We start from the raw sequence: 12,487 nt of genomic DNA, 5'->3' as shown, positions 1-12,487 counted from the left end.
CATGCCATGAGCGCCGAGGACCTCGAAAAGTACGAGACCGAGATGGAGCTGAAGCTCTACCGGGAGTACCGCGACGTCGTCGGTCTGTTCAAATACGTGATCGAGACCGAGCGGCGCTTCTACCTCACGAACGATTACGAGATGCAGGTGCACTCCGTGCAGGGCGAGGTCTTCTTCGAGGTCTCGATGGCCGACGCGTGGGTGTGGGACATGTACCGGCCCGCGCGCTTCGTGAAGCAGGTACGGGTTCTCACCTTCAAGGACGTGAACATCGAGGAGCTCAACAAGAGCGACCTCGACCTTCCGGGGACCTGAGACGTTCGGGGATCTGAGACGTTTTTGGGGATCCGAGACGTTTTGGGGACCTGAGACGTTCGGGGGACCCGAGGCCCTCCGGGGACCCCAGACCTTCCGGGGATCTGAGCCGTGGTCGTCGTGGCTTTTTGTCGACACGAGTGGGTGATGGAGTTTTCCACATCCGGCCGGTTATCCACCAAGATCCAACAGTGGGCGGCGGGGGCTTCATAGTCGGCACCGGAGGTGGTGGCGATGAACGCCCGAGGGGGACTCGGCCGCTACGGGGAGAGCCTGGCGGTCAGGCGGCTGACCGAGGCCAGCATGACCGTGCTGGCCCGCAACTGGCGGTGCCGGCAAGGCGAGATCGACGTGGTGGCGCTGGACGGCGACGTCCTGGTGATCTGTGAGGTCAAGGCCCGGCGGCAGGGACCGTACGAACATCCCATGGCCGCGGTCCGGGCCGGCAAGGCCGACCGGCTGCGGCTGCTCGCCGGGCACTGGCTGGCGCGGCACGGCGGGGCACCGCCGGGCGGGGTGCGGATCGACCTGGTGGGCGTGGTCCTCCCGGACCGGGGCGCGCCGATCCTCGAGCACGTCAAGGGGGTGGCGTGATGGGCTTCGCCCGTACGTGCTCGGTGACCCTGGTCGGGGTCGAGGGGGTGGTGGTCGAGGTCCAGGCCGACCTGGAGCCGGGGCTGGCCGCCTTCACACTGGTGGGGCTGCCCGACAAGAGCCTGGTCGAGAGCCGCGACCGGGTGCGCGCCGCCGTGGTGAACTCGGGGGCACAGTGGCCGCAGAAGAAGCTGACCGTCGGGCTCAGCCCGGCCTCGGTGCCCAAGAGCGGTTCGGGGTTCGACCTCGCGGTGGCCGTCGCCGTCCTCGGGGCTGCGGAGCTCATCGACCCCGCGGCCATCGCCGACCTGGTGATGATCGGCGAGCTGGGGCTGGACGGCAGGGTCCGGCCGGTGCGCGGCATCCTCCCGGCCGTCCTCGCCGCCGCCGACGCCGGATACCGCCAGGTCGTCGTGCCCGAACAGACCGCGGCGGAGGCCGCCCTGGTCCCGGGCGTCTCGGTGCTGGGAGTGCGCAGCCTGCGCCGGCTCGTCGCGCTGCTCACCGACGCCCCGGTGCCGGAGGAGGAGCCCGCTCAGGAGGGGCGGCCCGACGCCATGCTCGCCGGGCTGATGGTGCCGGGTGCCGGAGTGGGCTGCGGCCTGGCCACGGGCACCCGGGCCGGGGAGCGGAAGGGGCCGGACCTCGCGGACGTGGCGGGGCAGCACACCGCCCGGCTCGCCCTGGAGGTCGCCGCGGCCGGCCGGCACCATCTGCTGCTCTCCGGGCCGCCGGGTGCGGGCAAGACCATGCTGGCGGAGCGGCTGCCGGCGATTCTCCCGCCGCTCACCCAGCAGGAGTCCCTGGAGGTGACAGCGGTCCATTCGGTGGCGGGCATGCTGCCGCCGGGCGAGCCGCTGGTCGCGACGGCGCCTTACTGCGCCCCGCACCACTCCGCGACGATGCAGTCGCTGGTCGGCGGCGGCAACGGCCTGCCCCGGCCCGGCGCGGTCTCCCTCGCTCACCGCGGAGTGCTCTTTATGGATGAAGCGCCTGAATTCAGCACCAAAGCCCTGGACGCGCTGCGCCAGCCGCTGGAATCGGGGCACGTGGTGGTGGCCCGCACGGCCGGGGTGGTGCGGCTGCCGGCCAGGTTCCTGATGGTCCTGGCCGCCAATCCGTGCCCGTGCGGACGGCACACGCTCCACGGGGTGGGCTGCGAGTGCCCGGCGTCGGTGATCCGCCGATACCAGGCGCGGCTGTCCGGGCCGCTGCTCGACCGCGTGGACCTGCGGGTGGAGGTCCAGCCCGTCCAGCGCGCCGACCTGATGGGCCAGGGCGGCCGCGGCGAAGCGACGGCCGTGGTCGCGGAACGGGTCGCGCGGGCCGGGGAGCGGGCCGCCGACCGGCTGGCGGGCACGCCCTGGACCGCCAACAGCGAGGTGCCCGGCCATGAGCTGCGCACCCGCTGGCGGGCCGCTCCCGGAGCGCTCGCCGCCGCCGAGCGCGACCTGGAGCGCGGCCTGTTGACGGCCCGTGGGCTGGACCGGGTGCTGCGGGTCTCCTGGACCCTCGCCGACCTCGCGGGCCATGACCGCCCCGACGCAGCCGACGTGGCGCTGGCCCTGGAGTTGCGCACCGGCATCGCCAGGGGCGCTCCGCTGCACGTCCCACGGCCGGTGCCTGGGCCTGTGCCGGTACCGGTGCCTGTCCTGGTGCCTGCCCCGGTCCCGGCCAGTGAGGGCGGGCCATGGGCGGGGGAGTGAGCGAGGAGGAGCGGCTGGCGCGGGCGGCGCTGACGCGGCTGACCGAGCCGGGCGACGAGAACGTCGGGCGGTGGCTGCGGCAGATGGGGGCCGTGGGGCTGGTGCGGGGGTTGACGGGGGCGGGGCCGCCGCCCGAGGGAGCCCGGGCGGACCGGCTCGCGGGGTGCCGGGCGCGGGCCGATGCACTCGATCCCGGCGGCGATCTCGCGGCCGTCGCCCGGCTCGGTGGGCGCTTTCTGTGCCCCGGTGACACCCAATGGCCCGGGCAGCTCGACGACCTGGGGGACGCCCGGCCCGTCGGCCTGTGGGTGCGGGGCGACGCGAACGTACGGCTGTGGGCGCTGCGGTCCGTGGCCGTGGTGGGCGCGCGGGCCTGCACCGACTACGGGTCGCACGTCGCGGCCCTCCTCGGTTCCGGGCTCGCCGAGCGCGGCTGGGTGGTGGTCTCCGGAGCGGCGTACGGTGTGGACGGGGCGGCGCACCGGGGAGCGCTCGCCGCGGGCGGGGCGACGGTGGCGGTGCTGGCCTCGGGAATCGACGTGCCCTATCCGCGCGGCCACGCCGAGCTGATCTCACGGGTCGCCGAACAGGGGCTGGTCCTCGCGGAGTTGCCGCCCGGCGGCCACCCCACGCGCAGCCGCTTCGTGCTGCGCAACCGTGTGATCGCCGCCCTGACGCGGGGCACGGTGGTCGTGGAGGCCGAGTACCGCAGCGGTTCGCTGGTCACGGCGCGCCGGGCGCGGGAACTGGGCCGGCAGACGATGGGCGTGCCGGGGCCGGTCACCTCGGGACTCTCGGCCGGGGTGCACGAACTGCTGCGCGAGGGGGCATGCCTGGTGACCGATGCCGACGAGATCGCCGAGCTGGTCGGCGGCATCGGGGATCTCGCCCCCGAGCGGCGCGGGCCGGTGGTGGCCCGGGACCTGCTGGAGGCGGGGGCCGCCCGTGTGCTGGAGGCCGTGCCCGGCCGCGGCGGCGGGGACCTCGGGCTCATCGCACGCGAAGCCGGCAGGAGCCGGGAGCGCACGCTCGTCAGCCTGTACGAACTGCGGGCGCTGGGGTTCGTGGAACGGCTGGGCGATCACTGGCAGCTGGCTGACGCCGCGTCAACGTCCGGCACCCCCAAGCCCCCCGGACGGCGCCCACCTGTGCGGCGAGGCGGTCCTTGACCTGGGGTGATCGGGTGAAAGGGTTAAGGCGGTGACCGCGGCGGCCGATACGGCGGACTCCGTGCGGCCGACGGGCGCCGCCAGTGGCCGTCACGCGGATGCGGCCCGCGGAAGGTGCCCGCCCCCGCGGAACGTATCCGTGTATATCGAAGGGGTCTCCTCGCTCACCGCAGCGCCACAGTCACGCTACGCTCACGGAATCCATCCATTCGTACCACCCGGTCCACGTCACAGCAGAACGGCTCAAGACGACGAATGCCCCAGCACACCTCCGGGTCCGACCGCGCGGCGGCACCGCCCGCAGCGCGCGGCGCCGTGCGCCCTCCCGCACCCTCGACGCTCGATGAGCTGTGGCGGTCGTACAAGGCCTCGGGCGACGACCGGCTGCGGGAGCAACTGATCCTCCACTACTCGCCCCTGGTGAAGTACGTGGCGGGACGCGTCAGCGTCGGGCTGCCGCCCAATGTCGAGCAGGCCGACTTCGTCTCCTCCGGGATCTTCGGCCTCATCGACGCCATCGAGAAGTTCGACCCCGCCCGCTCGATCAAGTTCGAGACGTATGCGATCACCCGCATCCGGGGAGCGATGATCGACGAACTGAGGGCACTGGACTGGATCCCGCGCTCCGTACGGCAGAAGGCGCGCGCCGTCGAGCGCGCCTACGCTACCTTGGAGGCCGAGCTGCGCCGTACGCCCTCCGAGCCGGAGGTGGCCGCGGAGATGGGCGTGAGCCTCGAAGAACTGCACTCCGTCTTCAGTCAGTTGTCGCTGGCCAATGTGGTGGCGCTGGAGGAGCTGCTGCACGTGGGCGGCGAGGGCGGCGACCGGCTGAGCCTGATGGACACCCTTGAGGACACCGCCGCCGACGACCCCGTCGAGGTCGCCGAGGACCACGAGCTGCGCCGGCTGCTGGCCCGCGCCATCAACACCCTCCCCGAGCGGGAGAAGACCGTGGTCACCCTCTACTACTACGAAGGCCTCACCCTCGCCGAGATCGGCCACGTCCTCGGCGTCACGGAGAGCAGGGTCAGCCAGATCCACACCAAGTCCGTCCTCCAGCTCAGGGCCAAACTGGCGGACGTCGGCCGCTGAAGCGCCGGGCGTCATCCGCTGAATCGTCCCTCCAGCGTCGTCCCCGGCAGGCCCTGTCCGTAAAGTGGGACCGTGCCCAGGATTCGAGCGGCCTCAGTGGCCGAGCACCGGACGATGCAGCGCGGCGCCCTGCTGGACGCCGCCCGCACCCTGCTGTCCGAAGGCGGTACGGAGGCGCTGACCTTCCCCGCCCTCGCCGAGCGCACGGGACTGGCACGGTCCTCGGTCTATGAGTACTTCCGCTCGCGGGCGGCCGTGGTCGAAGAGCTGTGCGCCGTCGACTTCCCCGTCTGGGCGGCGGAGGTCGAGGCCGCCATGGAGCGGGCCGACACGCCCGCGGGCAAGATCGAGGCCTATGTGCGGCAGCAGCTGGCGCTCGTCGGCGACCGCCGCCACCGCGCGGTCGTCGCCATCTCCGCCGGTGAGCTGGACCCGAGCGCACGCGAGAAGATCCGCGCCGCGCACGGCGGCCTCGTCGCCATGGTCGGCGAGGCGCTCGTCGCCCTGGGCCACGAGCAGCCGCGCCTGACCGCCATGCTGCTGCAGGGCGTGGTGGACGCCGCCGTCCGCCGCATCGAGCTCGGCGCGGCCGAGGAGCCCGGCCGGATCACGGAAGCGGCCGTGACCATGGCCCTGAGAGGAGTGCGCGGCTGACGCCCCCCGGCGCACCGAGCGCCCCCGTCAGCGGCAGCAGCCGCGAGGGCGGGCGGCGCAGCATCCACGGTGGCAGCAGGCTCAGCGGGTCCAGATAGGCCGCGCCGCGCCGCAGCCCCCAGTGCAGGCAGCCCGCCGCACAGTGGGAGAGCCCCGCCTGCAGGACGCCCACCACCTCGCCCGCGGCCACCGCCGCCCCCTCGCTCACCGTCGCCCGTACGGGCTCGTAGGTCGTGCGCAGCGCGGGGCTGCCCGTCCCGGCCAGCTCGACCGACACCACCCCGCGCCCGGCGACCGTGCCGGCGAAGGACACCCTCCCGGGGGCGGCCGCCCGCACGGGTGCGCCCGCCCGGGCGTCCAGGTCCACCCCGCGATGGCCCGCCGCCCACGGCGCCGGCGGCGGCTCCCACGCCCGTACGACCAGCGGCCGGGCGCCCCGCGCACCGGCCACCGGCCAGGCGCGGTCACCGGCCGGCGCCGGGCCGGGCGCGGGCGGCGGGGGCCCGGAGACCGCCGGGACACAGGTGAACCAGGTGATGAGGGCCGGAAGCACCCAGAGCAGCAGGGCCCGCACGGCTGTACGCAGTCGTCGCATGGCGTCACCATCGCCGGGATCAGCCGACCGCGGGGATCTTGACGCGGATCTGTGGACTACCCGCCGGTTGTGGACAACGCCGTCACCCGGGACTTCTCCGGTCCCGTACACTTCTCATGGCGATCCGGGTCACCGGGTCGACTTCGCACGCCCCGCCACCGGCGCGTCAGACCCTCTCGGGCAGCACGGTGGCCGTGTCTCTCGGTCCATGGAACGGCTCTCGCAAGGGCACCGTCCACGGCAGGCGCGTCGGGGCGTCAGGAGCGGCGGCCGCCCGGCCGTCGTGTAACCGAGTATGCAAGGAGCGCGGCCATGGCCGTCGTCACGATGCGGGAGCTGCTGGAGAGCGGCGTCCACTTCGGTCACCAGACCCGTCGTTGGAACCCGAAGATGAAGCGTTTCATCTTCACGGAGCGCAACGGCATCTACATCATCGACCTGCTCCAGTCGCTGTCGTACATCGACCGCGCCTACGAGTTCGTCAAGGAGACCGTCGCGCACGGCGGCTCCATCATGTTCGTCGGTACGAAGAAGCAGGCCCAGGAGGCCATCGCCGAGCAGGCGACGCGCGTCGGCATGCCCTACGTCAACCAGCGCTGGCTGGGCGGCATGCTCACCAACTTCTCGACCGTCTACAAGCGCCTGCAGCGCCTGAAGGAGCTCGAGCTCATCGACTTCGAGGATGTGGCCGCCTCCGGCCTCACCAAGAAGGAGCTCCTGGTCCTCTCCCGCGAGAAGGCCAAGCTCGAGAAGACCCTCGGCGGTATCCGCGAGATGCAGAAGGTGCCCAGCGCCGTCTGGATCGTGGACACCAAGAAGGAGCACATCGCCGTCGGTGAGGCGCGCAAGCTGCGCATCCCCGTCGTCGCGATCCTCGACACCAACTGCGACCCCGACGAGGTCGACTACAAGATCCCGGGCAACGACGACGCGATCCGCTCCGTCACCCTGCTCACCCGCGTGATCGCCGACGCCGTCGCCGAGGGCCTCATCGCCCGTTCCGGTGCCGCCACCGGTGACGCGAAGGCCGACAAGGCCGCCGGCGAGCCGCTGGCCGAGTGGGAGCGCGACCTGCTCGAGGGCGAGAAGAAGGCCGACGAGAAGCCGGCCGAGGCTCCGGCCGCCGAGGCTGCTGCCGACGAGGCTCCGGCCGCCGAGGCCGCTGCCGACGAGGCCCCGGCCGCCGAGGCTGCGACCGAGGCCCCGGCCGCGGACGCCGAGCAGGCCTGACGCCCTACCGTGACCGACGGCGGGGGTGAGAACCCCCGCCGTCGTCTGGTGGATCCACTGCCGGACCCCGTCAGCGGGACAGGGACCGGCAGGTGTGGTGACCTCAAGACGGACCAGCCTTGCCAGTGAGGCCCGAAGGCCCCGGCAGGGCGTAGTGCAGAAGAAGGATTGAAGGATGGCGAACTTCACCGCCGCTGACGTCAAGAAGCTCCGCGAGCAGACCGGCGCCGGCATGATGGACTGCAAGAAGGCGCTCGACGAGGCCGAGGGCAACCTCGAGAAGGCCGTCGAGATCGTCCGCGTCAAGGGCCTCAAGGGCGTGGCCAAGCGCGAGAGCCGCACCACCGAGAACGGTGCCGTCGTCTCCGTCATCGCCGACGACAACACCTCCGGTGTCATCGTCGAGCTCAAGTGCGAGACCGACTTCGTCGCCAAGGGCGAGAAGTTCATCGCCGTCGCCGAGGCCCTGGCCGCCCACCTCGCCAAGTCCGCCCCGGCCGACATCGAGGCCCTGATGGCCTCCGAGATCGAGTCCGGCAAGACCGTCCAGGCGTTCGTGGACGAGGCCAACGCCACCCTCGGCGAGAAGATCGTCGTCGACCGCTTCGCGCAGTTCGCCGGCGGCTACGTCTCCGCGTACATGCACCGCACCGCCGCGGACCTGCCCCCGCAGGTCGGCGTGCTGGTCGAGCTGGACAAGGAGAACGCCGAGGTCGCCAAGGACGTCGCGCAGCACATCGCCGCGTTCGCGCCGAAGTTCCTCTCCCGCGAGGAGATCCCGGCCGACGTCGTCGAGAACGAGCGCCGCGTCGCCGAGGCCACCGCTCGCGAGGAGGGCAAGCCCGAGGCCGCCCTGCCGAAGATCGTCGAGGGTCGCGTCACCGGCTTCTTCAAGGAGAGCGTCCTGCTGGACCAGGCGTTCGCCAAGGACAACAAGAAGACCGTCCAGAAGATCCTGGACGAGGCCGGTGTCACGCTGAAGCGCTTCGCCCGCATCCGCGTCGGCGCCTGAGCCCTCGCAGGACAGCGAATGACCCGCGACCCGCTAGGGTCGTATGCAGCCGACCGTCCACCGGCCGGCCGCTGATGTGACGAGGAGGCCATTGCCGCAGAGGAACCGAAAGGATCCATCCGGCAATGGCCTTCTTCGTATGTGCACGAGGAGAACTCCAATGAACCAGGGCGCGGACGCCAAGCAGGCCGCCGACGACAAGAGCACCGACCAGGGCAAGACGCGTCGGTTCCTGCTGAAACTGTCAGGTGAGGCCTTCGCCGGTGGCGGCGGACTGGGCGTCGACCCCGACGTCGTGCACGCCATCGCCCGCGAGATCGCGGCCGTGGTCCGCGAGGGCTACGAGATCGCCGTGGTCATCGGCGGCGGCAACTTCTTCCGCGGCGCAGAGCTCCAGCAGCGCGGCATGGACCGGGCCCGCTCGGACTACATGGGCATGCTCGGCACCGTGATGAACAGCCTCGCCCTCCAGGACTTCCTGGTGAAGGAAGGCGTCGAGACGCGGGTCCAGACCGGCATCACCATGGGCCAGGTCGCCGAGCCGTTCATCCCGCTGCGCGCCGTGCGCCACCTGGAGAAGGGCCGCGTCGTGATCTTCGGCGCCGGCATGGGCATGCCGTACTTCTCCACCGACACCACCGCCGCCCAGCGCGCCCTGGAGATCCACGCCGAGGCGATCCTCATGGGCAAGAACGGCGTCGACGGGATCTACGACTCCGACCCCAAGAAGAACCCCGACGCGGTGAAGTTCGACGCGCTGGAGTACGGCGAGGTGCTCGCCCGCGGCCTCAAGGTCGCCGACGCCACCGCCATCAGCCTGTGCATGGACAACAAGCTGCCGATCCTGGTCTTCGAGCTGCTGGCCGAGGGCAACATCGCGCGTGCGGTGAAGGGTGAGAAGATCGGCACGCTCGTGAGCGACCAGGCCACGCGGGCCTGAGCCCGCACCGCCGCCCGTCCCGAGCACCGAAGGGTCACGGGCGGCAACCCGGTGCCGTGGGAAGACCTCGGCACGGGGATGGACAACTGCCTGCCGGTCGGACACCGTGCAGGAGAAGACGCGCGCAGGGGCGAGGCTCTGCTTACTGATAACACCAGGAGCAAGTGGTGATCGAAGAGATCCTCCTCGAGGCCGAGGAGAAGATGGAGAAGGCCGTCGTGGTCGCCAAGGAGGACTTTGCGGCGATCCGCACCGGGCGTGCGCACCCGGCGATGTTCAACAAGATCGTGGCGGACTACTACGGTGCGCTGACGCCCATCAACCAGCTGGCGTCGTTCTCGGTGCCCGAGCCGCGCATGGCCGTGGTCACCCCGTTCGACAAGAGCGCGCTGCGCAACATCGAGCAGGCGATCCGCGACTCCGACCTCGGCGTCAACCCGAGCAACGACGGCAACATCATCCGGGTGTCCTTTCCGGAGCTGACCGAGCAGCGTCGCAAGGAATACGTCAAGGTCGCCAAGACCAAGGCCGAGGACGCCAAGATCTCCATCCGCTCCATCCGCCGCAAGGCCAAGGAGACCCTCGACAAGCTCGTCAAGGACAAGGAGTCCGGCGAGGACGAGGTCCGCCGCGCGGAGAAGGAGCTCGACGACACCACCGCCAAGTACGTGGCGCAGGTGGACGAGCTGCTCAAGCACAAGGAAGCCGAGCTGCTCGAGGTCTGATGAACGACGCATCCTGGGGAACCCCGCCGCGCGCCGGCCACTGGGGGTCCATCGACCAGGGGCCCTCGCCCGACTACCGTCGGGAGGTGCCCCCACCGGCGGGTCCTCTGCACGAGGCGGGCGCCGCGGCGCAGACTCGGCCCATGCCCATTGTGCCCGGAGCAGGCGGATACCAGGACGACGGTGCCGACCGTGACCAGGGGGCCGCGCACATCGGCGGCCCCCTGTTCCGCGATGAACAGGAGCCCGACATCCGGCCGCAGGAGCCTGCCGCCCCCCAGGGGGCCAAGGCCAAGAAGAGCGCCGGCCGCGACCTGCGTGCCGCGATAGGGGTGGGGGTGGGCCTCGGTGCCGTCATCCTCGCCTCTCTGTTCATCTACAAGCCCGTCTTCCTCGGCGTGATCGTCCTCGCCGTGGTGGTCGGGCTGTGGGAGCTGACCTCCCGGCTCGCCGAGCGCAAGGCCATCAGGGCTCCCCTGGTGCCGCTCGCCATCGGCGGCGCCGCGATGACCGTCGCGGGCTACGCCAGCGGTCCCGAGGGTGCGTGGGTGGCCATGGCCTTCACCGCGCTCGCGGTGCTGGTCTGGCGGATGACCGAGCCGCCGGACGACTACCTCAAGGACGTCACGGCGGGCATCTTCGCGGCGTTCTACGTGCCGTTCCTCGCCACGTTCGTGGCGCTGATGCTCGCTGCGGAGGACGGCGCCTGGCGGGTGCTGACGTTCCTCATCCTGACGGTCGTCAGCGACACCGGGGCCTATGCGGTGGGCTGGCGCTTCGGCAAGCACAAGCTCGCCCCGCGCATCAGCCCCGGCAAGACCCGCGAGGGGCTCCTCGGCGCCGTGATGTTCGCCATGGTGGGGGGCGCGCTGTGCATGCGGTTCCTCATCGACGACGGCGTGTGGTGGCAGGGCCTGCTGCTCGGTCTCGCGGTCGCGGTCAGCGCCACGCTGGGCGATCTCGGCGAGTCCATGATCAAGCGGGACCTGGGCATCAAGGACATGGGCGCGCTGCTGCCCGGCCACGGCGGGATCATGGACCGGCTGGATTCGCTCCTGCCGACGGCGCCGGTGGTCTGGTTGCTGATGGTCGCCTTCGTCGGCTCGGCATAGATCGAATCGGCCTGGATTCATGCCAGGTACCCTGGAAGGGCTCGTCGCTGCGCGGCGGGCCCTTTTCCGGCCCCGCGCCAGCGGGGGTTCCCGGCTGCCGCTGGGCGGTGCCCCCTCGTGAGATCTACGGGTTCCGGCATCGTCCTGCCGCCGGCTCCGCGATTGCGGAGATTATCCGCTCTCGTCGTAATGAGGAGTTTTTGCTCATGGCCCCCGCGCCTGGAGAACTGACGTTCGTCGCCCCTCGCGGGGCCAAGCTGCCCCCGCGGCACCTTGCCGACCTCACCCCTGCCGAGCGCCGCGAGGCCGTGGCCGCGATCGGCGAGAAGCCGTTCCGCGCCAAGCAGCTGTCCCAGCACTACTTCGCCCGGTACGCGCACGACCCGGCGGCATGGACGGACATCCCGGCCGCGGCCCGCGAGAAGCTCGCGGGCGAGCTGCTGCCGGACCTGATGAGCGTGGTGCGGCACATCTCGTGCGACGACGACACCACCCGTAAGACCCTGTGGCGTCTGCACGACGGCAAGCTGGTCGAGTCCGTGCTCATGCGCTACCCCGACCGGGTCACCATGTGCATCAGCTCCCAGGCGGGCTGCGGCATGAACTGCCCGTTCTGCGCCACCGGCCAGGCGGGTCTGGACCGCAATCTGTCGACGGCCGAGATCGTGCACCAGATCGTCGACGGCATGCGCGCGCTGCGCGACGGCGAGGTGCCGGGAGGATCCGCGCGCCTGTCCAACATCGTCTTCATGGGCATGGGCGAGCCGCTGGCCAACTACAAGCGCGTCGTCGGTGCCATCCGCCGGCTCACCGACCCCGAGCCGGACGGCCTGGGCCTGTCCCAGCGCGGCATCACGGTCTCCACCGTCGGCCTGGTCCCGGCGATGCACCGCTTCGCCGACGAGGGCTTCAAGTGCCGTCTGGCGGTCTCGCTGCATGCGCCCGACGACGAGCTGCGCGACACCCTGGTGCCCGTCAACACGCGCTGGAAGGTCCGCGAGGTCCTCGACGCCGCCTGGGAGTATGCGGAGAAGTCCGGCCGCCGCATCTCCATCGAGTACGCCCTGATCCGCGACATCAACGACCAGGCCTGGCGCGGCGACCTGCTCGGCCGGCTCCTCAAGGGCAAGCGCGTACACGTCAACCTCATCCCGCTCAACCCCACGCCCGGCTCGAAGTGGACGGCCTCCCGGCCGGAGGACGAGCGGGCCTTCGTCGAGGCGATCGCGGCGCACGGCGTGCCCGTGACCGTGCGCGACACGCGGGGCCAGGAGATCGACGGGGCATGCGGGCAGCTGGCCGCCACCGAGCGCTGATACTGTCCACCTGCATCAGCTCGTACA

At 71.4% G+C, this 12,487-nt stretch carries 13 protein-coding genes; 12 read left to right on the top strand and 1 reads right to left on the bottom strand.

From position 1 onward, the window contains the following. Window positions 1–6: 6 nt before the first annotated feature. The 6 genes from AB0F13_RS11745 to AB0F13_RS11720 all read left to right on the top strand — a co-directional run bounded on the left by AB0F13_RS11745 (window position 7) and on the right by AB0F13_RS11720 (window position 5,530). Window positions 7–315: a DUF2469 domain-containing protein gene (locus tag AB0F13_RS11745; RefSeq protein ID WP_071965846.1), complete on the top strand. Its 309-nt coding sequence runs from the start codon at window positions 7–9 to the stop codon at window positions 313–315. A gap of 234 nt (window positions 316–549) precedes the next feature. Continuing rightward, window positions 550–909, top strand: a complete 360-nt coding sequence (locus AB0F13_RS11740) for a YraN family protein (RefSeq protein ID WP_362079041.1) — start codon at window positions 550–552, stop codon at window positions 907–909. Continuing rightward, window positions 909–2,615 (top strand): YifB family Mg chelatase-like AAA ATPase, encoded by a 1,707-nt coding sequence (locus tag AB0F13_RS11735; RefSeq protein ID WP_362079038.1) that lies wholly within the window; start codon window positions 909–911, stop codon window positions 2,613–2,615. Before AB0F13_RS11740 ends, AB0F13_RS11735 begins: the two co-directional genes overlap by 1 nt. After that, window positions 2,600–3,784: a DNA-processing protein DprA gene (gene dprA, locus AB0F13_RS11730; RefSeq protein ID WP_362079035.1), complete on the top strand. Its 1,185-nt coding sequence runs from the start codon at window positions 2,600–2,602 to the stop codon at window positions 3,782–3,784. The genes AB0F13_RS11735 and dprA overlap by 16 nt, the downstream gene beginning before the upstream one ends. A 255-nt stretch (window positions 3,785–4,039) precedes the next feature. Then, window positions 4,040–4,876, top strand: a complete 837-nt coding sequence (whiG, locus tag AB0F13_RS11725) for an RNA polymerase sigma factor WhiG (protein ID WP_362079032.1) — start codon at window positions 4,040–4,042, stop codon at window positions 4,874–4,876. Window positions 4,877–4,972: 96 nt separating this feature from the next. Then, entirely contained in the window at window positions 4,973–5,530 is a 558-nt protein-coding gene (locus AB0F13_RS11720; protein WP_362079546.1) for a helix-turn-helix domain-containing protein, read from the top strand. Here AB0F13_RS11720 and AB0F13_RS11715 read toward each other — a convergent pair. Continuing rightward, on the bottom strand, window positions 5,484–6,125 hold the full coding sequence (locus tag AB0F13_RS11715; protein WP_362079028.1) for a M23 family metallopeptidase: 642 nt from the start codon (window positions 6,123–6,125) through the stop codon (window positions 5,484–5,486). The two genes, AB0F13_RS11720 and AB0F13_RS11715, sit on opposite strands and share 47 nt — an antisense overlap. A 312-nt stretch (window positions 6,126–6,437) precedes the next feature. Here AB0F13_RS11715 and rpsB point away from each other — a divergent pair, with 312 nt between their 5' ends. The 6 genes from rpsB (at window position 6,438) to rlmN (ending at window position 12,460) form a co-directional block, all read left to right on the top strand. Next, on the top strand, window positions 6,438–7,355 hold the full coding sequence (rpsB, locus tag AB0F13_RS11710; RefSeq protein WP_362079025.1) for a 30S ribosomal protein S2: 918 nt from the start codon (window positions 6,438–6,440) through the stop codon (window positions 7,353–7,355). 175 nt (window positions 7,356–7,530) lie between these two features. Beyond that, on the top strand, window positions 7,531–8,367 hold the full coding sequence (gene tsf / locus AB0F13_RS11705; protein WP_362079022.1) for a translation elongation factor Ts: 837 nt from the start codon (window positions 7,531–7,533) through the stop codon (window positions 8,365–8,367). A 160-nt stretch (window positions 8,368–8,527) separates the two neighbouring features. Beyond that, on the top strand, window positions 8,528–9,307 hold the full coding sequence (gene pyrH, locus AB0F13_RS11700) for a UMP kinase (protein WP_362079019.1): 780 nt from the start codon (window positions 8,528–8,530) through the stop codon (window positions 9,305–9,307). A 167-nt stretch (window positions 9,308–9,474) separates the two neighbouring features. Continuing rightward, window positions 9,475–10,032 (top strand): ribosome recycling factor, encoded by a 558-nt coding sequence (gene frr / locus AB0F13_RS11695; RefSeq protein ID WP_362079016.1) that lies wholly within the window; start codon window positions 9,475–9,477, stop codon window positions 10,030–10,032. Next, a complete protein-coding gene (locus tag AB0F13_RS11690; protein ID WP_362079013.1) occupies window positions 10,032–11,144 on the top strand; it encodes a phosphatidate cytidylyltransferase in 1,113 nt (370 codons plus the stop codon). Before frr ends, AB0F13_RS11690 begins: the two co-directional genes overlap by 1 nt. A 206-nt stretch (window positions 11,145–11,350) precedes the next feature. Then, complete coding sequence (rlmN, locus tag AB0F13_RS11685) at window positions 11,351–12,460, top strand: 23S rRNA (adenine(2503)-C(2))-methyltransferase RlmN (protein ID WP_362079010.1); 1,110 nt, start codon at window positions 11,351–11,353, stop codon at window positions 12,458–12,460. Window positions 12,461–12,487: the final 27 nt, after the last annotated feature.

This window comes from Streptomyces sp. NPDC026206 (genome assembly GCF_040638465.1).
Classification (GTDB): domain Bacteria; phylum Actinomycetota; class Actinomycetes; order Streptomycetales; family Streptomycetaceae; genus Streptomyces.
Note: the sequence above shows the minus strand (reverse complement) of the source record. Positions and strands in the feature narration are given on the sequence as shown.

Bases quoted from the DNA above. Each gene is read 5' to 3' on its own strand.
- tsf (WP_362079022.1), top strand. From the start codon at position 7,531: ATGGCGAACTTCACCGCCGCTGACGTCAAGAAGCTCCGCGAGCAGACC.
- AB0F13_RS11715 (WP_362079028.1), bottom strand. From the start codon at position 6,125: ATGCGACGACTGCGTACAGCCGTGCGGGCCCTGCTGCTCTGGGTGCTT.
- rlmN (WP_362079010.1), top strand. From the start codon at position 11,351: ATGGCCCCCGCGCCTGGAGAACTGACGTTCGTCGCCCCTCGCGGGGCC.
- pyrH (WP_362079019.1), top strand. From the start codon at position 8,528: ATGAACCAGGGCGCGGACGCCAAGCAGGCCGCCGACGACAAGAGCACC.
- whiG (WP_362079032.1), top strand. From the start codon at position 4,040: ATGCCCCAGCACACCTCCGGGTCCGACCGCGCGGCGGCACCGCCCGCA.
- AB0F13_RS11740 (WP_362079041.1), top strand. From the start codon at position 550: ATGAACGCCCGAGGGGGACTCGGCCGCTACGGGGAGAGCCTGGCGGTC.
- AB0F13_RS11745 (WP_071965846.1), top strand. From the start codon at position 7: ATGAGCGCCGAGGACCTCGAAAAGTACGAGACCGAGATGGAGCTGAAG.
- AB0F13_RS11735 (WP_362079038.1), top strand. From the start codon at position 909: ATGGGCTTCGCCCGTACGTGCTCGGTGACCCTGGTCGGGGTCGAGGGG.
- AB0F13_RS11690 (WP_362079013.1), top strand. From the start codon at position 10,032: ATGAACGACGCATCCTGGGGAACCCCGCCGCGCGCCGGCCACTGGGGG.
- rpsB (WP_362079025.1), top strand. From the start codon at position 6,438: ATGGCCGTCGTCACGATGCGGGAGCTGCTGGAGAGCGGCGTCCACTTC.
- dprA (WP_362079035.1), top strand. From the start codon at position 2,600: ATGGGCGGGGGAGTGAGCGAGGAGGAGCGGCTGGCGCGGGCGGCGCTG.